General features: G+C 39.4%; 27 protein-coding genes and 1 pseudogene. 6 read left to right on the forward strand and 22 right to left on the reverse strand.

Annotation, left to right across the window (positions count from 1 at the left end; translation table 11 throughout):
- Positions 1–23: 23 nt before the first annotated feature.
- From POF52_RS14325 to POF52_RS14335, 3 genes are all read left to right on the forward strand, one after another.
- Positions 24–488: a FixH family protein gene (locus POF52_RS14325; RefSeq protein WP_271993230.1), complete on the forward strand. Its 465-nt coding sequence runs from the start codon at positions 24–26 to the stop codon at positions 486–488.
- Positions 489–628: 140 nt separating this feature from the next.
- On the forward strand, positions 629–1,051 hold the full coding sequence (locus POF52_RS14330; protein WP_013083984.1) for a NucA/NucB deoxyribonuclease domain-containing protein: 423 nt from the start codon (positions 629–631) through the stop codon (positions 1,049–1,051).
- A 154-nt stretch (positions 1,052–1,205) separates the two neighbouring features.
- The gene (locus POF52_RS14335) at positions 1,206–1,559 is read left to right on the forward strand and encodes a DUF1516 family protein (protein WP_234943443.1); all 354 of its coding nucleotides are present in this window, start codon (positions 1,206–1,208) and stop codon (positions 1,557–1,559) included.
- A 40-nt stretch (positions 1,560–1,599) separates the two neighbouring features.
- Here POF52_RS14335 and POF52_RS14340 read toward each other — a convergent pair whose 3' ends face one another.
- The 8 genes and pseudogenes from POF52_RS14340 to POF52_RS14375 all read right to left on the reverse strand — a co-directional run bounded on the left by POF52_RS14340 (position 1,600) and on the right by POF52_RS14375 (position 9,773).
- On the reverse strand, positions 1,600–2,193 hold the full coding sequence (locus tag POF52_RS14340) for a hypothetical protein (protein WP_028409296.1): 594 nt from the start codon (positions 2,191–2,193) through the stop codon (positions 1,600–1,602).
- Between the two features lie 275 nt (positions 2,194–2,468).
- The gene (locus tag POF52_RS14345) at positions 2,469–2,954 is read right to left on the reverse strand and encodes a hypothetical protein (RefSeq protein ID WP_271993231.1); all 486 of its coding nucleotides are present in this window, start codon (positions 2,952–2,954) and stop codon (positions 2,469–2,471) included.
- Positions 2,955–3,032: 78 nt separating this feature from the next.
- Complete coding sequence (gene fsa / locus POF52_RS14350) at positions 3,033–3,701, reverse strand: fructose-6-phosphate aldolase (RefSeq protein ID WP_013083988.1); 669 nt, start codon at positions 3,699–3,701, stop codon at positions 3,033–3,035.
- Positions 3,702–3,750: 49 nt separating this feature from the next.
- A complete protein-coding gene (gnd, locus tag POF52_RS14355) occupies positions 3,751–4,644 on the reverse strand; it encodes a phosphogluconate dehydrogenase (NAD(+)-dependent, decarboxylating) (RefSeq protein ID WP_271993232.1) in 894 nt (297 codons plus the stop codon).
- A gap of 30 nt (positions 4,645–4,674) precedes the next feature.
- Positions 4,675–6,669 (reverse strand): transketolase, encoded by a 1,995-nt coding sequence (gene tkt, locus POF52_RS14360; protein WP_271993233.1) that lies wholly within the window; start codon positions 6,667–6,669, stop codon positions 4,675–4,677.
- 28 nt (positions 6,670–6,697) lie between these two features.
- The gene (gene zwf, locus POF52_RS14365) at positions 6,698–8,200 is read right to left on the reverse strand and encodes a glucose-6-phosphate dehydrogenase (protein ID WP_271993234.1); all 1,503 of its coding nucleotides are present in this window, start codon (positions 8,198–8,200) and stop codon (positions 6,698–6,700) included.
- 441 nt (positions 8,201–8,641) lie between these two features.
- Complete coding sequence (locus tag POF52_RS14370) at positions 8,642–9,004, reverse strand: hypothetical protein (protein WP_271993235.1); 363 nt, start codon at positions 9,002–9,004, stop codon at positions 8,642–8,644.
- Between the two features lie 168 nt (positions 9,005–9,172).
- Positions 9,173–9,773: pseudogene (locus POF52_RS14375) on the reverse strand (GNAT family N-acetyltransferase).
- A 123-nt stretch (positions 9,774–9,896) separates the two neighbouring features.
- Here POF52_RS14375 and POF52_RS14380 point away from each other — a divergent pair.
- Positions 9,897–10,202 carry a hypothetical protein gene (locus POF52_RS14380; RefSeq protein WP_271993236.1) on the forward strand — a complete coding sequence of 102 codons (306 nt, stop codon included), beginning with the start codon at positions 9,897–9,899 and terminating at the stop codon, positions 10,200–10,202.
- Positions 10,203–10,268: 66 nt separating this feature from the next.
- On the opposite strand, the gene POF52_RS14385 is transcribed toward POF52_RS14380, so the two are convergent.
- The 7 genes from POF52_RS14385 to POF52_RS14415 all read right to left on the reverse strand — a co-directional run bounded on the left by POF52_RS14385 (position 10,269) and on the right by POF52_RS14415 (position 16,257).
- Complete coding sequence (locus POF52_RS14385) at positions 10,269–10,658, reverse strand: VOC family protein (RefSeq protein WP_013083995.1); 390 nt, start codon at positions 10,656–10,658, stop codon at positions 10,269–10,271.
- Between the two features lie 261 nt (positions 10,659–10,919).
- Positions 10,920–11,615: an ABC transporter ATP-binding protein gene (locus POF52_RS14390; RefSeq protein ID WP_271993237.1), complete on the reverse strand. Its 696-nt coding sequence runs from the start codon at positions 11,613–11,615 to the stop codon at positions 10,920–10,922.
- Complete coding sequence (locus POF52_RS14395) at positions 11,615–12,700, reverse strand: ABC transporter permease (protein ID WP_271993238.1); 1,086 nt, start codon at positions 12,698–12,700, stop codon at positions 11,615–11,617. Before POF52_RS14395 ends, POF52_RS14390 begins: the two co-directional genes overlap by 1 nt.
- Before the next feature lie 72 nt (positions 12,701–12,772).
- Positions 12,773–14,155, reverse strand: coding sequence for a sensor histidine kinase (locus POF52_RS14400; protein WP_271993239.1), 1,383 nt, complete (start codon positions 14,153–14,155; stop codon positions 12,773–12,775).
- Positions 14,152–14,826, reverse strand: coding sequence for a response regulator transcription factor (locus tag POF52_RS14405; RefSeq protein WP_271993240.1), 675 nt, complete (start codon positions 14,824–14,826; stop codon positions 14,152–14,154). Before POF52_RS14405 ends, POF52_RS14400 begins: the two co-directional genes overlap by 4 nt.
- 163 nt (positions 14,827–14,989) lie before the next feature.
- On the reverse strand, positions 14,990–15,898 hold the full coding sequence (locus tag POF52_RS14410; protein WP_271993241.1) for a PhzF family phenazine biosynthesis protein: 909 nt from the start codon (positions 15,896–15,898) through the stop codon (positions 14,990–14,992).
- 14 nt (positions 15,899–15,912) lie between these two features.
- Positions 15,913–16,257 carry a YunG family protein gene (locus POF52_RS14415; RefSeq protein ID WP_216875438.1) on the reverse strand — a complete coding sequence of 115 codons (345 nt, stop codon included), beginning with the start codon at positions 16,255–16,257 and terminating at the stop codon, positions 15,913–15,915.
- Between the two features lie 190 nt (positions 16,258–16,447).
- Here POF52_RS14415 and POF52_RS14420 point away from each other — a divergent pair, with 190 nt between their 5' ends.
- Positions 16,448–17,221: a DUF2628 domain-containing protein gene (locus POF52_RS14420; protein WP_271993242.1), complete on the forward strand. Its 774-nt coding sequence runs from the start codon at positions 16,448–16,450 to the stop codon at positions 17,219–17,221.
- A gap of 57 nt (positions 17,222–17,278) precedes the next feature.
- On the opposite strand, the gene POF52_RS14425 is transcribed toward POF52_RS14420, so the two are convergent.
- From POF52_RS14425 to POF52_RS14440, 4 genes are all read right to left on the reverse strand, one after another.
- Positions 17,279–18,415, reverse strand: a complete 1,137-nt coding sequence (locus tag POF52_RS14425) for a GAF domain-containing sensor histidine kinase (RefSeq protein ID WP_013084003.1) — start codon at positions 18,413–18,415, stop codon at positions 17,279–17,281.
- Between the two features lie 80 nt (positions 18,416–18,495).
- Positions 18,496–19,068, reverse strand: a complete 573-nt coding sequence (locus tag POF52_RS14430) for a GNAT family N-acetyltransferase (protein WP_074895106.1) — start codon at positions 19,066–19,068, stop codon at positions 18,496–18,498.
- 78 nt (positions 19,069–19,146) lie between these two features.
- Positions 19,147–20,355, reverse strand: coding sequence for an NAD(P)/FAD-dependent oxidoreductase (locus POF52_RS14435; protein ID WP_271993243.1), 1,209 nt, complete (start codon positions 20,353–20,355; stop codon positions 19,147–19,149).
- A gap of 457 nt (positions 20,356–20,812) precedes the next feature.
- On the reverse strand, positions 20,813–21,130 hold the full coding sequence (locus POF52_RS14440; protein WP_202988894.1) for a hypothetical protein: 318 nt from the start codon (positions 21,128–21,130) through the stop codon (positions 20,813–20,815).
- A 516-nt stretch (positions 21,131–21,646) separates the two neighbouring features.
- Here POF52_RS14440 and POF52_RS14445 point away from each other — a divergent pair.
- Positions 21,647–21,802 (forward strand): YjcZ family sporulation protein, encoded by a 156-nt coding sequence (locus POF52_RS14445; RefSeq protein ID WP_271993244.1) that lies wholly within the window; start codon positions 21,647–21,649, stop codon positions 21,800–21,802.
- 307 nt (positions 21,803–22,109) lie between these two features.
- Here the strand turns inward: POF52_RS14445 and POF52_RS14450 are convergent, their stop codons facing one another.
- From POF52_RS14450 to POF52_RS14460, 3 genes are all read right to left on the reverse strand, one after another.
- The gene (locus POF52_RS14450) at positions 22,110–22,562 is read right to left on the reverse strand and encodes a GNAT family N-acetyltransferase (RefSeq protein ID WP_176584268.1); all 453 of its coding nucleotides are present in this window, start codon (positions 22,560–22,562) and stop codon (positions 22,110–22,112) included.
- Positions 22,563–22,582: 20 nt separating this feature from the next.
- Positions 22,583–22,966: a MerR family transcriptional regulator gene (locus tag POF52_RS14455; RefSeq protein ID WP_013084008.1), complete on the reverse strand. Its 384-nt coding sequence runs from the start codon at positions 22,964–22,966 to the stop codon at positions 22,583–22,585.
- 366 nt (positions 22,967–23,332) lie between these two features.
- Complete coding sequence (locus tag POF52_RS14460) at positions 23,333–24,268, reverse strand: aldo/keto reductase (RefSeq protein ID WP_034650444.1); 936 nt, start codon at positions 24,266–24,268, stop codon at positions 23,333–23,335.
- Positions 24,269–24,430 lie beyond the last annotated feature (162 nt).

Consider the following 24,430-nt stretch of genomic DNA (forward strand, 5'->3'; position numbering starts at 1 on the left):
AAACGATGTGAGGTGCAGTAACAATGAACAAATGGAAAATACCCGGATTGGTCATACTCAGTACACTTGTACTTTCCGCGTGCTCTGTAAACGGTAACGCAGACCAGCTCTACAAGCAGCCAAAGCCTCTGTCTGCGCATGTGATGCTTCCTGAAAATATAGAGCCACAGAGCACACAGATGTTAGAAGTGCACGTAATGCAAGAAAATAAAACGGTGGATGATGCCAAAATCGTTCAGTTTAAAGTGTGGAAAAAAGATGCTCCCGGTAAAGTTGAAACAGCAAAGGCACATTATGACGGCAGTATGTATAAAGCAAAAGCAACTTTTAAACAGGATGGTATTTACTATATTAAAACGGATATTAACGCGCGCGGTGAGCACATCCTTCCTACTCAGCAAGTCGCAGTAGGCAAATTATCGAAAGAAGAGTTACGTTCACTGCAGCCAGCTGAAAACGAAACGCACCATCATCACTCTCATCATTAGACATAAGCTCACGTTCAGCAGCTGTACGTGAGCTTATGTTTTCCTTATGAATTCTAGCTATTTCCATTATATGTTTTTACATTTTTTTCTTATTACTTTAATATAAAAGTGATAAACGTTTTATAAAGGAGTTTTACAGATTGAAAAAAATTGTTTCTGGTATTTTAATTTTAGTATTAGCCGTTATTGTTATGATTGAAGGAAATCCGTTAGAGCAGAACTCTTCAACGAATACCTCCTACGATGAAGTAATTACCTTCCCTGCTGATCGTTACCCTGAAACTGCAGCGCACATTCAACATGCAATCGATAAAGGAAAATCGGCTGTTTGTACAATCGACCGAGACGGTGCTGAAGAAAACCGCCGTGAATCTTTAAAAGGCATTCCGACTAAAAGCGGCTACGATCGAGATGAGTTTCCGATGGCCTTTTGTGAAGAAGGCGGAAACGGTGCAGACATTGAATATGTAAAGCCTTCAGACAACCGAGGCGCCGGATCTTGGATCTCACATCAAGTAGACGAGTTTCCAGACGGCACGAAGGTTTTAATTGAAGTGAAGTAAAAAGAATGGTCATCGCGACCGTTCTTTTTTTATGTTGAGAGCCTGTATAAGAAAAAGAATAAAAAAAGAAAAATTGTTCTTGCCTAAAGATACTCTTCACTTTTAAAATAAAAACGTGTGTGTTACATATATGCATCATTGTTTTATAGGAGGAATGAGTTTCTTGGACAATCTATGGCAGCAGCTACTTCCTGCCTCATGGCAATTAACTTTATTTATTTTCTTTTTTGTCTATATCTTGCGCTACAAACAAGAGAATAAATTCAGCATGCAGCTTCACATGCTGCTTAAGTTTCTTTATGCCGTTATTTTGATTTTAAATGCGGTGTTGTTTTTAGTGGAAAGTCAGCGCGATTTTCTTTTTTATGCAACGCTTTTCATGAGTATCCTGACGATTATTTTGATGGAGTTCACGCTTTCTGCAAAAAAACAGAACGAGCTTGATTTTATTTCAGCCGTTTCTTGCTGTGTTCTTCCGATTTTTATTTCTTTACTTGAACTTAGTTAATGAACCAAAGGCCTCTAGTGATCCAGAGGCCTTTTTGATGTTATTGATCTTTGTTGTTACGGTCCATCATATCTTTTGGATCTTCTACAATATCTTCTGGATCACGGTTGTTGTCTTTTTCATCATCTCGATACATCTTGTCATTTTTATCTACGCCAGGTACGTTATTGTTGTTGTTCATATTGTCTAAGCCCGTGTTTACAAACGCCACGTATACTTTGTCGATTTTACTATCTGCTTCTCTTACACGGTCCGCAATTTTTTGTTCAAAATCAGTTGAAACTTCATGATAAGTATCGCCGTTATACGTTACAGTGTTCACCTTGCCATTATCGTTGTTGTCCGCTGCGTCATTTCCAGCTAGGTCTACCGTTACATAGGCATTATTATTATCGCGAAGCACATATGCATCGTCAACTTCCTTCATATCTTCTACATTTTGCGCTGCTTCAACTGACTTGGTCGGCTGATCGGTATTATCCATTGGGATATTATTATCAACCCCGTCGTTTGTAGAAGTGTTGCGTAAGTCATTTTGAGTATTGTCCATTGCGTTATTGTCTTTATTTCCTCCACATGCAGCTAAGCCGGAAAGAAAAAGAACTGAAGAAGCAATGATAAGCCCTTTTTTCATTTTTTCCATCTCCTTAAATATAGTTTGCAGTCGTATTATGCTTAATTTTTGCAAAACTATTCACAGGAAGTAAAAGATTCAAAATCCCTTTTCCATTCTAAGCTTACTAAAAACACACATTGATTCACCGAATTGTTGAAGTAACGAAAATAATTTAACCCATGCATTTCCCCCAAAGGAAATAGCTTTTTATGACATATAAAAAGGTGCTTCGCGTGTTAAACGAAGCACCTTTTATCTCTCATACTATGACTGCGCTAATTCACTTTTTTAAGTTAAACTGATCGTGAGGCAGCTAATTTCTCAATCGGGGCTTGTTCAATGTCTGCTGCTGAAATATTCAGCAACTTTTCTAAAACAGCCGTTATGCCCTCATTTGTTTCATTACTTTTCTTGCAGTCATTAATATGCTGGTTTAATTGCTTTTTATAAGCCTCGGTATGAATGAGCCACTGACTTAAAAGCTCTTTTGTCGCCTTTCTTTCGTCTTCGCTTTTAGCTCCAAATAAGCTCTCCATATCAGGTTCTTGAATAATTAGCTTACTAAAATCTTCGCTTACTGCAAGCCAAAAATAGTTCTTTTCGTATTCGTAATATCTGTGTTCTTTTAATAAAAAGTAGCCAATTTCAAATTCAATGCGATAGAGCTGCTGGTTAACTTTAGGCGCATGAAGGCTTTTAAAGTTAATATGCTCTACATCATCTACATAAACCTCTAAACCGTATTGGGTTTTAATCATCTTAGCATCTACTGTATTCATGGTGTTTACCTCTTTAAGGATATTATGAGAGAACGCGTGCATTCTTTTTTTAGAATGCGCACGTTCTTTATCTTTTACTTAGTTTTGAACAGCATTTTTCCAATCAGCCGCAAATTTTTCAATTCCTTGTTCGGTTAAAGGATGTTTAACAAGCTGCTCGATTACTGAATATGGAATAGTTGCAATATGAGCTCCGGCAAGGGCTACGCGTGTAACGTGGTCCGGATGTCTTACAGAAGCCGCAATGATTTGAGAGTCAATATTTTGAATGCGGAACAACTCGGCAATTTTAGCCACAAGCTGTACGCCGTCTTCTGAAATATCATCAAGGCGACCAAGGAATGGAGATACATATGTTGCACCTGCACGGGCTGCTAAAAGCGCTTGGTTCACAGTGAAAATAAGCGTTACGTTTGTTTTTACACCTTTTTTAGCAAGGTAGCGAGTCGCTTCTAGTCCAGCGAGTGTCATTGGAAGTTTAATCGTAATATTTTGGTCCCCGCCGTTAATTTTGATTAGTTCTTCTGCTTGCGCAATCATGTCTTCTGCTGTTTCGGCATCCGGCGTCACTTCTGCTGAAACGGATTCTACTTCTGGAACAGTTTTTAAAATTTCTTCAATACGATCTTCAAACTTTACGCCTTCTTTTGCAACAAGAGAAGGGTTTGTTGTGACGCCAGATAAAACGCCCAATTTGTATGCTTTTTTAATATCGTCAAGGTTTGCAGTATCAATAAAAAATTTCATTTTTTCATTCCTCCATCAGTTTTTTTTACTATACCCACTATTTCACTTGTTATTTCTTTTCCACAGCATGACCGCCAAACTCGTTTCGAAGCGCGGAAACTACCTTTCCTGTAAAGGTATCATCTTCAAGCGAGCGATAGCGCATCAGTAAAGACATCGCAATAACCGGCGTAGCTGTTTGAAGGTCTAGAGCGGTTTCTACCGTCCATTTCCCTTCACCAGAAGAGTTCATAACTCCTTTGATGCCGTCTAGCTTAGCATCTTTAGAGAACGCATTTTCTGTTAATTCCATTAGCCATGAACGAATAACAGATCCATTGTTCCATACTCTCGCTACTTTTTCGTAATCATAGTCGAACTGGCTTTTTTCAAGAACTTCAAATCCTTCTCCGATTGCAGCCATCATGCCGTATTCAATGCCGTTATGAACCATTTTTAAAAAGTGGCCGCTCCCTGCTTCTCCAGCGTATAAATATCCGTTTTCTACCGCTGTATCGCGGAAAATAGGTTCAACAATTTCCCACGCTTCACGATCTCCGCCAATCATATAGCAAGCTCCGTTACGAGCGCCTTCCATTCCGCCAGATGTTCCAACGTCCATAAAGCGGATTTTGTTTTCTTTTAACTGGTTATAGCGTCGAATAGACTCTTTGTAATGAGAGTTTCCCGCTTCAATAACGATATCTCCTTCAGCTAAAAGAGGCTTCACTTCACTAATAACAGAATCAACAACCGTATGAGGAACCATCAGCCATACAACTCTTGGTGTTTCTAATGACTGAACAAGCTCCTGCAAGCTTGATACTCCTGAAGCACCGTACCCTTTCATTTGCTCCACTGCATTTGAATTTACGTCAAATGCTACAACGTCATGACGCTGATCCAATAAGTTTTGTCCTAAGTTAATCCCCATTTTCCCTAAACCAACTAATCCTACTTTCATGTGAACAGCTCCTTCTATTTATCTTTTTATTTAAGCCTTTAGCAATTCTTTTGCTTGTGCCACTACGTTTTCTTCTGTAAATCCAAACAGCTTCATCACATCAGCTCCGGTTCCTGAAGCACCAAATGTGTCAACAGCTAACACTTTTCCTTTTGGCCCTACAAAACGTTCCCAGCCAAGTGAAATTCCCATTTCCAGAGAGATTCGTTTTGAAACAAATTCAGGCAAGATGCGCTCTTGATACTCTTTTGACTGTTTGTTAAACAGCTCCCAGCTAGGCATTGCTACAACTCGTACGGATATACCTTCACGTTCTAGCTGAGTTTTAGCACTGATCGCTAGTGCTACTTCAGAACCTGTAGCGATGAAAATCAGCTCCGGCTTATCGTTTGTTTCGGTTAATACGTAAGCTCCTTTAGCTAGGTCGTTGATATTTTGTTTTGTTTCTTCAAACACAGGCAAGTTTTGACGGCTAAGCACTAAGGCTACAGGACCTTCCGCTTGCTGAAGCGCATAAGCCCAAGCGCTAGCTGTTTCGTTTGCATCAGACGGACGGATTACGGTAAGCCCTGGAATTGCACGAAGAGAAGCTAAATGTTCAACGGGCTCATGAGTCGGTCCATCTTCTCCTACTGCTATGGAATCATGGGTAAACACATACGTGACCGGCAGCTTTTGAAGTGCAGCTAAACGAATCGCTGGACGCAAGTAATCATTAAAAACAAAGAATGTGCTGACAAACGGCTTCACACCGCCGTGAAGGGCCATTCCATTTCCGGCCGCTCCCATTGCATGTTCACGTACGCCGAAATAAATATTTCGATTTCCGAAATATCCTGGTGCGTAAGGGCCTTCTTCTTTAATGTCCGTCATTGTGGAATGCGATAAATCAGCGCTGCCTCCAAAAATAGAGGGCACAGATTTACTGAAATAATTAATCGCTTCTCCGCTTGCAACACGAGTCGAAATCGCTTTTTCTGATGAGAATGTTAAAATATCATTCACTTCAATTAACGCTTCGCCTGTGATGGCACGCTCTAATTCATCAGCCAGCATAGGGTGTTCTTTTTGGTAAGAAGCAAACAGCTCGTTCCACTCTGCTTCTGCTTTCATTCCTTTTTCTTCTAGCTTTTCAAAATGGGCTTTTACTTCTTCTGGAACATAGAAGTTTTCTTCCGTTTCCCAGCCATAGGCTTGTTTTGTTGCTTTTGCTTCTTCTTCTCCAAGCGGATTGCCGTGCGCTTTATTTGTTCCCGCTACTTTTGGACTTCCGTAGCCAATAATGGTTCTCACTTCGATAAGCGTTGGCTGTTCGGTGCTCTGCTTCGCTTTTTCGATTGCTTTTGTGATTTCATCCACGTCATTTCCATCTTCTACACGTAAATACTGCCAGTTCGCAGATTCCGCTCTTTTTTGAATATTTTCGCTAAACGAAAGATTTAATTCTCCGTCTAACGAAATATCGTTGGAGTCATATAAAGCAATAAGTTTACCAAGCTTCATATGGCCAGCCATGGACATTGCTTCATAAGAAATACCTTCCATCAAGTCACCATCGCCTACTAGTGTATACGTATAGTGATCAATGACAGGAAATTTTGACTGGTTAAACTTTGCCGCTAAATGCGCTTCTGCCATTGCCATTCCGACTGCATTTGCAATTCCTTGACCTAAAGGACCTGTTGTTGCTTCCACGCCGTCCGTATGGCCAAATTCAGGATGACCCGGTGTTTTACTATTTAGCTTGCGGAAGCTTTTTAAATCTTCTATTGATACATTGTATCCGCTTAAATGAAGCATGCTATACAGCAAGCTTGAGCCATGACCGGCTGATAAGATAAAACGATCTCGGTTAAACCAGCTTGAATTTGCCGGATTATGCTGTAAGTGATTCGCCCACAGCGCATAGGTCATCGGAGCAGCTCCCATCGGAAGCCCGGGGTGGCCTGAATTGGCTGCGTTCACCGCATCGATTGACAGGGTGCGAATCGTATTAACTGCAAGTGTGTCTATGTTGGTACTCATGTGTCATCCTTCTTTCGCTTTGTTTGTATTAAACTGGCTGTACTTCGCGTGATCGGCGCGCTGTTTCTTCATCCAGCCACCATTTAAAACCGTCTTTTTCTAAAAGCTCATTTGATGCGTCAGGGCCGTGTGAACCAGCAGCATATTTGTGAAGCGGCACTGTATTTTCCTCAAATGCTTCAAGAAGCGGCTGAACCCATTCCCAAGCTAGCTCTACTTCTTTCCAATGAGCAAAAAATGTAGAATCTCCGGCACATGCATCTGCAATAAGGCGTTCATATGCTTCCGGTGCTCCTTCTTGCTGACCTGAAAAATTAATTTGTACAGGCTCAATATGACCATGATTAAATGGGTTTTTACTGTTCAACTGCAGCGTAATATTTTCATGCGGGTTAATTTCAATGATCAACAGATTTGGAGATGTTGTTTCTCCTTTGTCTAAGTACAACTCTTTTAACGAGTCTTTGAATTCAATAACAATTCGCGTCGCTTTTTCCGCCATTCTTTTCCCTGTACGAATGTAGAAAGGAACGCCTTTCCAAAGCGAATTATCGATATATAGTCTGGCTGCTAAAAACGTGTCCGTCTGCGAAGATGGTGATACGCCCCGCTCATTCACGTAGCTCTCCACTGAAGACCCGTTTATTTTTCCGGCCTCATATTGACCGCGAACAACATCTAGATCCATATCTTCTTTCACAAGCGGACGAAGCGCTTTTAACACATTTATTTTTTCATTTCGAATATCATCAGCGCTAATGCGAGCCGGTAAGTGCATAGCCGTCATCATCAGCATTTGCAGCATATGATTTTGAACCATATCTCGAATGGCTCCTGAATGGTCATAATAGCTTGCTCTTTCCTCTACACCGACCGTTTCACTTGCTGTAATTTGTATATTCGCAATATGCTCGTTATTCCATAATGATTGAAGAATAGGATTAGCGAATTCCAGCGCTTCTAAATTTTGCACCATCGACTTGCCAAGATAGTGGTCAATGCGATAAATCTCTTTTTCTTTAAACGCTTTGCTTAAGTTTTCGTTTAATTGTCGAGCTGACTTTAGATCATGGCCAAACGGTTTTTCAATAATTAACCGTTTCCAACCTTTTGTAGCACCTAAGCCACTGTCTTTAATATGCTCGGCGATCGTACCGAAAAATTCTGGTGCAACGGAGAGATAAAACATTCGGTTGCTTGGAATGTTTAGTTCTGCTTCGCGTGCTTCTACTAGATTTAACAGACTTTTATAGTCTTCAGCATTCGTTGCATCCAATTGGCTGTAGCGAAAAGCTGATAGAAAATGCTGCATAAGAGATGAATCTTTTTCGACGCGACGTGAAAAAGTATGAATAGATTCTTCTACTTTTTTCTGAAAATCTGCATCGGACATCTCCCTTCTGCCTAGTCCTACAACAGAAATTGATTTAGGGATTTTCCCGTCTATAAATAAATTATAGAGTGCAGGATAAATTTTGCGTTTCGCTAAATCACCTGTTGAACCGAATAAAACAAAAGTCATCGCTTCCATATCTCTTCCTCCTGTTAGGAAAAATATAATCTTTAAAAAGTAACTTTTCTTTCACTCGTTACTTTATGTAACATATCTTATTCCTGAAATATTTTTTCGTCAAGATATTAAACTTGTAAAAAATCATTTCAATTTTCTTTTTTTCTTTAAACCTTATAGCAGCTTATCTCGGTTAGTTTAGGGGAAAATAATGAAAATACTTTTCAGTTGAATTTAGAAAATAAAACTGTTTTAATGAATTTGATAGAATTGTATGAAATTAAAAACACACACAATATTTACATATGTGTCAGGTGAAAAATACTAAAAGGTGGAAGTACTATGAAAGCTCAACTAATGAAGATGTTTGAAGACCTATCTGTTTTTCGCATAAAAAAATCGCAAAACACTTTAAAAGAGAAAGGAAGTTTGACCTCTTTCTTTTAAGCTGCACGTACGCCTTTAATGCGTAGCTACAGCAAGAAGTGTAAGCATCATATAGAGGTTAAAGACAGCCAGTAAAACAAGAACGGTATAGACTAATTTTTTACCTGTTTTTCCCAAAAAAAAGTAGACGTTTACTAAACTAAAATACACGCTTGCTGCGCATAAAACGAACGCAACAAATTCCTTGCACTCACTGGGTTTCATTTGAAAATCTGGATTATAGTAAATTTGAAGATCGTTACTAACAGCGAACGGAACAGTCCACCACCTGATTAAAACCCCTATAAACATTAATATTCCGATTACATTTAGTGTAAACTGCAGCGTTCTCTTCTTTTTCACGCTTCTTTTTGCAGATTCTTTAAAGTTTGCCCGCATGCATTTCCCCCCTGCTGTTTTTAACACAGTAACTGATTTGAGCAGACCTATATAAACGTTCCTTCTTTTAATTTTATACACGCTAGGTCTTACAGATGACATGATTGACATAAGAAAAGCTTCTTCCATTCATAAAGGAAGAAGCCTTAAATAATGAGACTATATTGATCAATGCTTTAGTTCACCTCTGTATTCTTTTCTATTACAGCTCTTACTACGATAACTTTCCCATTCCCTTCGCAGAATGCCCATTTTGATGCTGTCAAAATATTCACCGTTTACGATACGTGCTTCTCTAATTCTCGCTTCTTCTTTCATCCCTATTTTTGCAGCTGTTTTCATCATTCTGATGTTGCCTGACCATGTGGACATACCGAGCCTATGTAACGGTGTAGACTCAAATAAAAAATCAATCCACATGCGGTAAGCTTCCGTTCCGTATCCTCCGCTCCAATAGTCTGGGTCGTAAATGACAATTCCGGTTTCCAGCCAGTTTGTATGCTTGTCCACCCAGTAACAACTTACGGTGCCCACTGCTTTTTCATCAATGATGACCGCAAGGAGTCGAGGAACGCATGGAAAAAGCTCATATTCCTTGTCCCATGAGTTCATATATTCTTCTCTGGTCAGTCTTCCTTCTGATATATAGGGAGCATTCCACTTTTTTTGCTTCTTGGTTTTTTTCTTCGTACTTCCAGTAATAAAGTTCATTAACGTCTTCCTGTGTCGCTTCTCTTAACGACACTTTTTCTCCTATTAGTTTCATCATGAGAGGCATCACTCCTTGACTTATAAAATAGCTTATTCTGTAGAAATAAAACGAATATTAATACACGTGTGTATAAGCACACCTTTGCATAACGAATAAAATATAGTAGTTATGATGAAAGGAGTGACTCCTATAAAAAAATATTATTGCTACTACAATTCAGCAGATGGAAAATATTATGTAGAAAGCGATTATTCTGCTAAAAAGCGTTCTCGCAAGAAAAAACCATGCTGTGTAACCATTAATTATTATACAAATATTGCATATGAAGGCGGACAAATTGCTATAAACGGTGGACAAAACGCATCTCAAGGTGGACAAATTGCCAAAAACGGCGGGCAAAATGCTAATCAAGAAGGACAAATCGCAGGAAAGCACGGGCGAAATAAGCTAATTGAATTTAATCTCACTAATGATAATGAAGAGTAATTCCTCCTGTTTTGCCTGTAAAACACCGAGAAGAATGTATATGCTCCCGGTGTTTTTGTTTTTCTTCTATTTATTACTCACGGTTTCCATAACTGCAAAATAGTTATCTTCCCTGTCTGAAAAGTTAAAGACTCGCCCTGAAGGCATAGATACGATTTCTCCCACCGTTACACCTTTAGCAGTTAAGTCGCTGTATAATTCATCCACATTCTCTGTAAAAAACAGCAGCGAAGGAGTCCCAACATTTAATTCTGGCTGCATTTTTGCTATTAGCTGTTTGTCATGAAGGATAATGGTTGTTTCGGCACCCGCTACCGGCGCTAGCTCAATCCACCTCAGGCCTTGTTCATTCTTTTGTTCACACATAACTTGAAATCCCATTTTTTCTGTCCAAAACTTTACCGCTTGATCTTGATCGTTTACATACACCATAATTTGACCGACTTTTTTAATCATTGCTTCCACTCCTTTTTCTCATCGTTTCATCACCTTTTTACTATTTCTTCATTGCTTTTCCATTTCCTGTTTCTTATTTTCTTCCTTCCTAAATAGCGTTGTTTTATTTTCGCTATACGCTTTTTAAAGAAGTGAAATATGAATAACTAACCCATCTACTAACAAAGAAGCGCACGTATGGAGGCGCCAAATCGAGACGCCAAATATATGCACAATAAAGAACGCAAAAAAAGTGCTGCTCTTGTCAAGAGCAGCACTTTTTTAAACTTGCACGCTATTTGATTCTACTAATTTTCCATCTTCCATCCACACAACGCGATCACATAAATCCAGCATTCTTTTATCATGCGTAACCATTACAGCTGATTTGCCCCTTAGCTTTACTTCATCTGCGAGCATTTGCACGACTTTTCTTCCTCGCTCTGAATCCAAGCTTGCCGTCGGTTCATCTGCAAAGATAATTTCAGGGTTATTCATCCACGCTCTTGCAATCGCTGCCCGCTGACGCTCTCCGCCGGATAAACTTTCAGGATAGTGATGCTTTCGATGAGCAAGCCCTAGTTTTTCAAGCAAATCATCCGCTCTTTTTTTCGCTTCTTTATTTCGACTTCCTTCTAGCTCCGTGACAAGAAGAAGCTGATCGCGAACTGTTAAATACGGAATTAAATTAGCTGATTGAAAGATAAAGCCAATTTTCTTCAGGCGAATGCTGTTCATTTGTGATGGAGACATTTTATTAATCTCGTCTCCGTCAATAATCACACGTCCGCTAGACGGTGAAAGCAGCGCGCCTGCAATGGATAAAAAGGTACTTTTTCCAGAACCAGAAGGACCGACAATCGCCACAAGCTCTCCTGCTTTTACACGCAGCGATAGGTCATTTAACACGACTACAGCGTTTTCTCCGTCTCCAAACGACTTGCTAACACTCTCTAAAACTAATTTTTCTTCACTCATTAAACAGCCCTCCCAATCGCTTCAACTGCATCTATTTTTGCTACGCGATACAGCGACAATAATGAACTCAGTACAGAAACAGCTACAAACAGCGCCGAGCAGCCTGCGATTAGCGATAAATCCAAGTAAAATGGCATCGAATCAGGCAAAATGGCAGCTACTCCGTATGTCAATCCAATACTAATAGCGAGACTGCATAAAGTTAACACAACCACTTGAGATAAAATCGTCCGCGCTAAATAACTTGTTTTTGCTCCTATCGCTTTTAACACCCCAAACTGATTCATTTTTTGAAGCGTCATCACGTAGAAAAAAACGGCTAATACAAAAGCTCCAATGATAAACAGAAACGCGACCATCATTAAAAGCGAGCCTTGTTCTTCTTGATAGCCAGGAATTCCTTTTAACGCTTCATCTTTACTAATCACATCAATGTCAGACTCCTTTTTTTGAAGAGCATGTGCTTTTTTATCGTTCATGTTTAACACCACTGCATTAAAGGCATCTGTGCTTTCAATTGTCTTCCACTCTGTAAGATTAATATGAATAACAGGCGCGTGACTAAACGACTGATTTTTTGTAAAACCAACAATTCTAAAGCTTTTTCCTGAAGCCGTATCTTTTATCATATCACCTAGCTTTACTCCTTCTTCTTTTAGCGAAGAGTCCGCCACGGCTTCATGTTTCGCATCGTTCGTAATCATCTTCCCTTCTATTGCGTTCGGAGCTAAAAAGCCGCTTGTGCTTATGGCAAAAAACGAGGCGTCTATTTTTTTCTGTTTTCCTTCATTTATAACGGCTGTCATCATCACACCAAGCGGCTCAGCATTTTTCTTGCCGCTTAGCTGTTGAATATCTTCTGTTTTGTTTATGGATAAAACAGAGCGCGTCAGGCGCTGATCCGCTTCTTTTTGAAGCACAACGTAATTTCCTTTCATTTCTTGAACAGCTGAAGCGTTGTCAGAGGAAAGCCCCTTTGCTAAGCCTGATACAAAAAGCACAAGCCATACAATTAACACCATAATCACGCCAATGAGTAAGTAGCGCAGCTTCGCATGTTTCAATTCACGTAAAGCCAAAAACATGTTTCTTTCATCTCCTTTTTTAATTCTATTTAAAGTATAAAAATAGAAAATGAATGGAAGATGAACGGCTCATTACATTTTCGGAAGATAAACGTGAAAGGTGCTGCCTTTTCCTTTTTCGCTTTCAACGTGAATGGAACCTCCGTGCATTTCGACAATTTGCTTTACAATCGCTAAGCCAAGACCGCTGCTTCCTTCCGTCCGGCTTCTTGCTTTATCTTCTTTATAAAAACGATTAAAAATATGCGGGAGGCTTTCTTTTGATATGCCGATTCCCGTATCTTGAAATTCCACGTGGCAATGCGTGTCTTCCATACTAACGCGAAGAGACAGCGTTCCTCCTTCTTCCGTAAACTTTACGCTGTTTGTAATCAAATTTGTCCACACTTGATGAAGCAGTTTTTGATCACCTGAAATCATCGTTGAAGGAAGATCCATTTCAATGGCCAGCTCTTTTTCACGCCAGCTCCACTCCGTCATAAACAGCACTTGCTTGATTTGAGCTGCAACATCAAACGTACTTTTTTCGATATGCTCACTTTCTTTATCAAGTGAAGCAAGCGTAAGCAGCTGTTTGCTGAGTGACGACATGCGCCGGCTTTCTTCTTCAATAATAGACAGATACTCATTTCTCTGTTCATCTGAAAGATTAGCAGAACGGAGCGTTTTCGAAAATCCTTGAATGGACGCCAGCGGAGACTGAATTTCATGTGACACGTTGGATACAAATTCTTGGCGCATCTCTTCAAGCTGCTCTAAACTTTTAGCCATCTCGGAAAAATGTGAAGCAAGCGCGCCGATTTCGTCTCGGCGCTTTACGTACAGCTCGACGTTGTATTTTCCTTTTGCCACTTGTTTTGTCGCTTCCGTTAGCTTGACAATTGGTTTTACTAAATAACGCGTACTAATAACTACAAATAAAATACTTAATACAATCATCAGCAGTAAAATAACCGAGAAAAAAATGCGCATTTCCCCAAACTGCAGCTGAATATCAGGGCGGATAAACAGCGCTTGCTGCTTGTTACTTTCTCCTTTTAACGGCACGCCGATGGTATTGGCTAACACATTATCAAAAAATCCCGTCACAAACACCTGTGAAGGAAAGTTTGCAATTCCGTGATACATTTTTCCGTCCAGTACTTGTTTGACAGCACTCTTTTCTAAGCGCTGATTTCTAAATTCCCGTCCGTAAAACGTCTCATGACCGCTCCTGTCCACCACATATATTTGATAGCCCAATTTACTGATATGCTGTAAATAAGCTTGTTGATCCACGTCCCTATTATTTTCGTAAAAGCTCCCAATGTCTTTTGCCATACGCGTAAGCTTTTGATCGTTATAAGGTTTTAAGCTGTACTGATAATAAACGTTTGCTAAAATAAACGCTAGGAGACTGCTAAATACCATTACAGCAATGGTTGTCAGGACAATCCGCAAATAGAGCGTCTTCATTTTGCGGTCACCTCAAGCTTATAGCCGACTCCTCGAACCGTCGTAATGACAAAATCATCGGTATGTTCAAACCTTTCGCGCAGCCTTTTCACGTGTACATCGATTGTGCGGTTATCTCCGTTAAAATCCGCTCCCCATATGAGATGAATTAATTCTTCTCTTGTGAAAATTCTTCCTGGATAGCTCGCAAGCTGAGCTAATAATTCAAATTCTTTCATTGGAAGAATTAACATTCGCCCGCTGCAGTGCACTTCATAGCTTTTTCGGTCGATAGAGGTGTTGTTCAGCACGATCATTTTTTCATTTACCACTTCGTACCGGCGAAGCAGTGCTTTGATTCGGAAAATCAATTCTTTTGGTTCAAACGGCTTTGTCACATAGTCATCTGTTCCTGCTAAAAAGCCTTTTTCTTTGTCTTCCAGCTGATCTTTTGCTGTTAATAAAATAATTGGAAAATCATAATAGCTGCGTATTTCTTCGCAAACTTCATATCCGTCTTTATGAGGCATCATAATATCGACAACCGCTAAATGAATGTGCTGCTTAGCAAGCAGACCCGAAGCTTCCTCTCCGTCTTTTGCTTCATGAACCACATAACCTTCAAGCTGCAAATAGTGACGAACTAATTGCCGCATATGCTCATCGTCATCCGCCAGTAAAATGTGAATCATTTCTTCTGCCACTCCTTTTATCAACCATTTAAAATGGCGGCCTTTTGGCCGCCATCACTTATTCTTTCAGTATCTATCTGTTTACTAGTGTAACCAAACGCCGTGGTCCTATTGCGTTTTTATTAGGATAAGGACTTATTGTGAACAGGAGATGAACGGCTTGTTACAAAATCCATTCACCGCGCGCAATCATCTCTACTTTTCCGCCTACTTGAATCTGAAAGGCTTCTCCATCATAACTAGCTTTTACATACAGCAGTGAATGTCTTCCTATTTCGTATCCTTGTTCTACACGTATGTCAATGGCTTGCTGATTAAAATAACGGTATTTAACTAAATATGCTGCTAAACAGCCGTTGGCGCTGCCGGTTGCTGCTAAACAGCCGTTGGCGCTGCCGGTTGCTGCATCTTCTGGCACGCCGTAGTAGTCGGCAAAATCTCGTACGTTTAAGTGGTGATCTTGGTGATAAGTTTCCGGCGAAAAGACCATAATCGCTTTCGCTTCTGTATTTTCTATCAGTTTGAAATATTTTTCTTTGTCTACATTTATTTCTTTAGCTGCTTCTAATGATGTTAACGGGACAAGGATGACCGGCAGACCGGTGGATACTTCTTGAACGGGAAAACGCGTGTCGATATAAACTTCATCAAGGTTTAACACGTCCGCCACTTGCTTTTTATCAAGCACTTTCCCAAACGTCGGCTGACCTTGTGTCATCCATAGTACATCTTTTTGTTCATCATATGTAACGGGCGTAGGACCTGCTTTATAATGAAGAATAAGCTCCTCTGTACCTTTTTCTTCTAGTTCTTCTCGGATAACATAAGCGGTACCGAGCGTCGGATGGCCTGCAAATGGTACTTCTTCATTAGGCGTAAAAATCCGCACGTTATATTCTCCTTTTGCAGAAGCCGACGTAATAAACGTCGTTTCAGAAAAATTAATTTCTTTAGCCATTTGCTGCATCTCTTTGTCTGAAAGTCTTCCTGCGTCTTTAAAAACTGCGAGCTGATTTCCTGTATATTTTCTCTGTGCAAATACATCGACAATGGAATACTGAATACTTTTCATTTATGTGTTCCTTTCTAAAGCAAATTTTCATGTATGAAATAGGCCATTACGTTTTTCTTTAGAGCCTCATATTGCTCTTTATTCGTATCCATAAACGCTTCTTCCCGACTGGACAAAATGTCTGCATAATGGAGAGGCTCGCGAAATTGTTCTTGTGTAAAATCATAGCGCTTTTCATCAAGCTGATTATAGAAATGCCATCCTTCTTTACACGGAGTTTTTAAAATATATCCTCCTTTGATATCTTGAACGACAAGAGCTGTCACGCCGCACTGTCCCTTAGAAGGATTGTCAGCCGTCCACTTCGTGCTTGAATGAATTGACCACGATTGGTGTAGGGCTTTCTTTAAATGATTCACGTTAGAGCACCTCCTTTTTCTTCAAATCTACCATATTCTTCTTTTTCATGAAACTTCTTGTTGAAAAACCCATAGCACAAATATTCTTACTTTAAAAATAATTTAAGGAAGAATAGAAAAATACTAGAAATAATGTATAATAATAGAGTCATTTTAGATGATAGATTATAACCAATGAAAGGTGTTTTAAATGGAAGAACAAGCAGTAGATGAACTCGTTTCTTTTGAAGAAGAGCATAAAGTAGTTCGAACAAATACGTCCTATTATGATTTGAAGTGGGGAAAAACAGCTTATCCAGCTAAAAACAACACGTGGAACTGGGCAGCCTTTTTTCTGACAAGCGCTTGGTTTGCATATCGAAAAATGTATAAGCACTTTTTTATTTTAACGCTTATTGAGGTAATTTGGTTTTCCCTTTTATGCTTTGTAGACATACCAGAGTGGTCCGATGCAATTGTGTTCGGCGGTGCTTCACTTATTACAGGGCTATGTGCCAATCGCTGGTATTATAAGCACGTTAAAAACGTGTTAGCTCGAGCCGAAGCTCAGCCGGAGCAGCGGAAAGAAGCTTATCTGCAAATAAAAGGCGGCACTCACATCGGAATTGCTATTGGTTTAAGCATCTTAGCGCTTGTGATTACTTTTGGAGTCGGAGCGGGATTATCACTTTTACCAACAAAAACGAATATTAAAGATGTAGTTCGCTACGGCGACGAAGCAATTACGCTTGAAACGTACAACGATCATCCAAAATGGACCTACATCAAGCAAGAAGGCCGTCATCACGTTGTACAATTTACCGGCTACGATTATACAGAAAAAGAGCATGTACGCATTGTATTTAACGTTTATTTGGATAAACAAATTTACGAGTGGGACAAAATTTACATCAACGGCAAAAAGTTAAATAAAAAAGATGCGGAAGACTATGAATACTGGATTGAAGACAGTTCAGCATATTAAAAAGGTCAGCAAAAAAGAAAGGATGAGTGCTTGCTCTCCTTTCTTTTTTGTTTTATCTTAAAGCGTCAAAGGCAGCTTAACCGTCACCACTGTCCCGTTCTCATCACTTTCAATCGCAAGCTTACCGTTATGCTCGTTGATGATCGTTTTACAAATAGAAAGCCCTAACCCCATGCCTGTTCCATCTTTTGTTGAGAAAAATGGATTTCCTACTTTATTAATAATGGATAGCGGAATCCCAGAACCGGTATCTTGAATGTCAATAAGAGCCCAATCTTCCCATTCTTTGATAATAAGATTTACTTCCCCGCGTTTCTTTTTCTCCATTGCTTCAATGGCGTTTTTCAAAAGATTCATAAACACTTGTCTCATTTGAGCAGGATCGATTGATACAAGGGGAATGGCTCCTTCTATTCTTACGTTCATTTCGACATTATACAGCGCAGCTTCACTTTTCAAGAAAGCAACGGTATCATGAATAACTTCTACAATCGATACGATTTCTTTTTTAGGCGCTGTTGGCTGCGTGACAAGCAAGAAGTTGTTGATGAGTTCATTCATACGGTCCAGTTCATCAAGAACAATTTTTTGAAAAGGCTCTGCCTGTTCATTTTCATTAAATAAAAATTGAATAAAGCCACGCACCGACTGCATCGGGTTTCGAATTTCATGTGCTAATCCTGCTGCTAGCTGCCCTACGAGCGCCAGTTTATCAAGCTGCAGAATTTTCTCTTCAATTTTCGGCAAAACAGCCGCTTGATTTTTATAAATAATATGAGACAAAATACTAGCCAGCCGGTTTAACCCTTGAATTTCACTTTCGCTAAACTGATAAGGATCCGGATCGACCGCGCATAAGGTACCAAACATTCTCCCGTCTTCTAGCACAATAGGTGTTCCTAAATAAGAACCTACCCGGGCACCATCAATGATGGCTAAATTAGACGTTCTAACATCGCGTTTTGTATTGGGAATAACAAGGGGTTCATCACACGTGACTAAGTTGCATACCGCAAGCTCTAACGGCAGCGTCAGTCCATCCTCTACAAGGCTTCCCCCTTCTTTATTAAAGGCTTTCATAACTGAAAATTGTTCGTCGAAAATCCCTACAAACAGCGTCCTGCTTCCGACTACTTCGCTAGCCATCTGCAATACATCCCAAACGGCTTTTTCATTGATGTTCCTCTCTTCCATTACTTTAGTCACCTACTATTTAAATATAGACTGTTCTATTCTCTTATTCTCATTATAAATTTTAAATCCGAAAACGTATATCAAAATTTTAAGAACTCGTTTATTTCTTCTATTTCATCATTAGGGTTAAGGATAGCCAAGACTTGATGGTCTTCCCATATGCCATTAATATTTACATTTTTTCTAGCGATTCCTTCCCTATGAAAACCTGCTTTTTCTAATACGCGCTGAGAAGGCAAATTACGTGGCATGACGCCGGCTTCAATGCGGTGAAGATGCAGCTCTTCGAACGCATAGCCAACAAGTGCTTTTACGGCTTCTGTTGCGTACCCTTTTCCATTATGATGCTGATCTAGAAAATAGCCGATAAACGCGCTTTGTAAGGATCCGCGCAGCACTTGAAAAAGACTAATAGTGCCAATCAGCTTGTTATTCTCTTTTTGAAAAAGACCAAAATAGTATTCTTCATCGTTTTTCCTATTCTCTTCGTGACGCTGAATTTTTTCTACTTGGCTCTCTAACGTATAAAAAGAATGCTCTCGAATCATAGAAAACTGTTCAAAAAAGCCGCGATTGTCCTTTTGCAACCGAAGGCTGTCATGCGCATCGCTGACAGTTAACGGGCGTAAATAAATAGCCTGACCCTCTATCATACTATGTCTCTCCTCTACTTCAAGAAATGTATGTAAAAAAAAGAAGGCTTTTTTAAAAACCTTCCATTTTCTCACATATTAAACTTTTCTTGTTTGAATGTAAAGTTCTAAATCACTGCTTTTCTTCGTTGTGATATGTTCTGCTATGATTTTAGCTAGCACCATATTATACACCGTTCCGTTATCTCCATATCCGCTTAGAAAGTAACAGTTAGGCATTTCGTCATATATTCCGATGAGGGGAAGGCCGTCATGAGTGCCTCCGTAATAAGCACTTATGTAATAATCAGCCTCGACTTGAAGATGAGGAAAAAGCTTATTGAACTCTTTTAAAAGTTTGTCTCTTTTATGAACGAGTTTAGCATCACGTTCTTGCGGCACAATCGTGCTTTCATCAAGACCGCCTATAATGACTCGATTATCGGAAGTTGTTCTCATGTAAATATACGGTCGAGCGGTTTCCCAAATTAAATTTCGATTTTTCCATCCTGTAAACTCCTTTACAGGAGTCGTAACGATAGCATAGGAACTTGTGAGTACAGCTTTTTTCTCTCTCTTAAATTCTTGATTTTCATAGCCTCCTGCCATAATGACATATTTAGCTTTGATTTGTGATTTATTTTTAGTGAAAAATACAGCTTCATCTTTTTCTAACTTTTGACCGACAATTTCTGTTTCTTCAAAGATCCGAACCCCATGCTGTTTTCCGTACTCTAACAGACCGAGTGTAAAGCTGTAAGGATTTAGCTCTGCATCATTTTTAATAAGCATTGCCATTCGTTTTTTAAATCCATAGTCTTTTTTTATTTGTTCTTCTGATAAGATTTCAGCTTTAAATCCATGCTTTTGCATATAAGAGTAGTCTTTATTTATCTTCGTGATATCTTCTTCATAACTTGCGTAATACAAGCTGTCTCTTCTTATAAATTCTGCATTAATCGGAAGTTTTTTAGCTGCTTCCTCAATATCTGTAATAGCCTGTTCACACAGCTTATAATGACGGACTGTTTTTTCTTCTCCAAACGTGTTGACTAATTCGTAAAACAATTTATCTCCTAAATATTGAATAAGAGAGGTATTTACAATTGTACTTCCATGCCCTGCTTTACGTTTATCAACAACCACAACATCAAGCCCCTGCTCACATAAATAGTAAGCACATTGTGCACCTGAACTTCCTCCTCCAATAATAAGAACATCACACTCAATATCTTCCTCTAGAGATGGGTATACAGGCGGCTTCGCTACAGTTGTTTGCCAATAAGGGTTTCCAGATAACAAATCCATGCAAACGCCTCCTTTCTTCTCTCTATTATGCCCAATATAAGCTGATTTTTGCATGCAGCAGTGTGAAAGTATGTGGGTTAAGCTTTTTGAGGATAGTAAGCAGGTGGTTAAAGAAGCCATTCATTAAAACTAATCTTCTATACAATAGAATTAATCATGACTCTTAATACCATGAGCATATAAAGTGCATAACTAAAGTATTGATAAACACCATGTCGTGATCTTCTGCTTTGGACACAGACCCCCAGTAAGTGCGTAAATATATAACTTCTTCACTACATAAAAAATTCCACGCAAAAACCACCTGGAAACTCACCAGATGGTTTTTTATATTAAGTGGGGTGCACGCTCTGATTAACTGTGGATGGATATAAAGCCTTACGTTCCAAAACAGACTTCTTTATAGAAAAGAATGATGTGAAAAATATTTCTTCTGAGATTTTCCTTTTGCTTGCGTTTAACAGCCGCAGCCAAAGCCATAGCCGCCGTATCCGCCGTAGCCTCCATACGGGTAACCACCGTAACCGTAACCGTAGCCGCCATAGCCATATGGTGATAACAGTGAGCCTGCTACTAGCCCTCCTGCTAATCCTCCTAAAAATGGACCTCCAAAGCCAAAGCCGAACGGTCTGCCAAAGCCAAAGCCAAACGGGCGTCCGAAACCAAACGGTCTGCCAAAGCCAAACGGTCTGCCAATAAACCTTTCATCTGCTTGTTGAAGTTGATGATGATCTTGAGAATACATAGTAGGTAAAAAATGCATTTCTGAATTCATAAGAGAAACCTCCGTTTTTTTGTTTTTGCTTTCACCCATGAATATGCATTTACCTATTCGCTGTCTTGGGCAAATATCTTGGTTATGCTGAAAATAAGGGAAAAGAATTACGAAAAAAAGAAAATTACTAGGTTTATATGAAAATGAGCTTGATTTCTCTTTAGTACCTAATACATACAAAAAGAAGCGGATCCTCACTTAGAATGGTATAGGGAAAGTACTAACGTGTTTATTTCATAGTAAAAAATAAGAAGCCGCAGAAAAAATTCTTCGGCTTCTCCTTCATTATGTACGCAGGCTAAGGAGGAAGTGGTGTTAGCCTGCTTCGTTATAACATGGGGGCTCATATATGAGATCTTGGGATGATTCATCCTATGTAGAAAGTGAAAAAAAGTACTGTGTCCATCTTATTTTCTTATCTTTTTTTATTTTCATTGAAATCATTGGATATTTTTGGAGCACTTTTGCATTTCAGGCATATGTTAAAAATGTACTCAGAACTTGGAGGTGAAATATATGGGCTTCTATGGTGGCTGTGGTTATGGCGGTTACGGTTACGGCGGTGGCGGTGGCGGCTGCGGGTTTGGCAGTGGCTTTGCTTTAATCATCGTATTATTCATTTTATTAATCATCATCGGCTGTGCTTGCTGGGGAGGATTTGGCGGTTGCTAATCATTAGAAATAGTGATGAACAGCTTCATTTCCGCTAATTTTTTTACCAAAAGCTAGCTTTCCACTTTATTATGAAAAAGCAGTGTCCACATAATGGGCACTGTTTTCAAATGTGCTTATGAACCAGGTAATAATAAGACTAGCCATTATAAAAAAATAGACTTTTTTAATCTGCCGTTTCTTGTCTATTTCTTCCCATCATCTTATTTTTCTTGTTCATACTTCCTTTTCTTCTACATATTAATAGATAAAAAGATTAATTAAAAAGAGAGTCACTCTGCAACTCTCTTCCTGCTCTATGTAGATGCTAAACATTAAACAAACGTTTTTTCAAGACAACGCGCTGATCATTGACAGTATAGCCGTTTCTTTCATAAAAAGCCTGTGCAGCTCCTCCAGTCGCCGTCAAGAGATACAAGCTGTTGATATCGTGTCTTTGAAGTTCGTTCTCAAACCGGCTTAAGATAGCTGAACCGTACCCTTTTCCCTGCGCGCTTGCGCTGACGCAAAGCTCGGCCACGTAAAAGGTCATACCGCTGTATGATTTTTTTGCGTGACCTGCAATCATTCCAATCAACTCTCCTTGGTCATAAAATAAATAGCCCATAAATTTAGGTGTGTTCAGTAAATCAGTCAGCCTTTCTCTAGCTGATTTCTCTGTCCACGGCTCATTCCAAGGTTTTTTTGTAAATACATTCATATACAAGTTAATGCACTGCTGCATATTCTCTGCAGTGAGAGGTACTACTTTTCCGATCATTTTTACGCTTCCTTTTTTGTTTAGTTTGAAGGCTTGTTAACAATTCGCTCGTACATTTCCGGCAGGTGCTTAATTTTATAATCAATCGTCTCAAGCTTATGATGGATTTCTTCGATTTCTTTTTGCACTGCTTTTTTATGATCCACCAGCATTTGCAGACTTTTATCAAGCACGGCATTTTCAAGCGTACAGTTTTCAATAAGCGTCCGAATGTCCTTGATTTGCATACCTGTGCTTTTTAAACAGCAGATTAAATCAATCCATTCAATATCTTGTTCTTTAAAAATACGATTCCCTGACGCTGTACGATCTAAAAATGGAAAAAGCCCTTCTTTATCATAATAGCGAATGGTATAAATTGTCACGTTCAATTTTTTTGCCACTTGTGAAATGGTATACGTCATACTGCTTCCTCCTACACCTTAAACTTTTCAGAAAAACATGATGAGTTTGTCTTGACCTCTAGTTATCTCGAGGATTTATTTTTTTATAGCCTTCTTCATTACGCTCTTTATGCTGCAGGTTTTTTGTACAAGCAGCAACATATATTTAAACCCGAAAGGATGAATACGATGAATACTGCTCACATGATGCTTACCATTGTAATTGGCGGTTTTTTTGCCTTTTTGTTAGGTCTTGGCGTTACAAAAATAATTGAGCTGCTGCTAAATTATTTTCTAGCTTAACCACTAGTTACTTATCGTAAAACGCAGGTAACTCCGTTCCATATTCGAACGGAGTTACCTGCTTTATTTTAAGAACTGCAGCTCTTAAGGCACCATGTTGCCAGCGGCTTTATAAATATCGTACCACTCTTCGCGCGTTAACTTGATTTCTGAACCTTTACTTGCATCTTTCATACGCTGAATATTTGTAGTACCAAGCACCACTTGAATATTTGCAGGATGAGTTGTGATCCACGCAACGGCAATCGCTGTATTCGTCACGCTATACTTACTTGCGATGCGATCAATCACTTCGTTTAGCTTTCCAAATTTCTCTTTGTCGCCTAGGAAAGGTCCTTCGAAAAATCCGTTTTGGAATGGCGACCACGCTTGAAGCGTTATATCATTTAAACGGCAATATTCAAGCACGCTGCTGTCGCGGTTCACCGCTTGGTCGATGCCCATATTTAAAGAAATACCAGAGTCTATAATTGGCGTATGTGCAATGCTGAACTGCACTTGGTTTACGACAAGCTTTTGGTTGATATATTTTTCAAGCAGCTGAATTTGCGCTGGGTTGTGGTTCGACACACCGAAGTGACGTACCTTTCCGCTGCTTTGAAGTTCATTAAACGCTTCTGCTACTTCTTCAGGATCCATTAGCGGATCTGGGCGATGAAGTAATAAAAGATCTAAGTAATCTGTTTTCAAACGCTCTAAGCTGCCGTTAACAGAGTCTATGATATGCTTCTTTGAAAAGTCATAGTAATTTTTCGCTGCGTTAATGCCGCATTTACTTTGAATCACCATTTTCTCACGAAGACTTGAATTCATTTGTATAGCGTTTGCAAAATACTCTTCGCATTGTCCCACATAATCAGGACCGTAAATATCAGCATGGTCAAAAAAGTTAATTTCTTCTTCCATCGCTGTGCGGATTAGCTTCTCTGCTTCTTGTAAAGAAAGCTCTGTTAAACGCATATTTCCCATAATCAAATTTGATACGTGTAAGTCAGTATTAGCAATTGTATGATACTTCATATAAAGCCCCTCCTTGAAATGATACTACTACAAGATAAACCATAGAGTTAACTCTAGGTCAAGCAGAAAGAATAAAAGATTTTATAAGCAGCGACGGTAAAACACCCTATCTTTTTTGGTAAAAAGATGAAATACTAGGTTGTGGTGTGATAAAAGTCACTG

This window comes from Priestia sp. AB, from assembly GCF_028369225.1.
Taxonomy (GTDB): Bacteria; Bacillota; Bacilli; order Bacillales; family Bacillaceae_H; genus Priestia; species Priestia megaterium.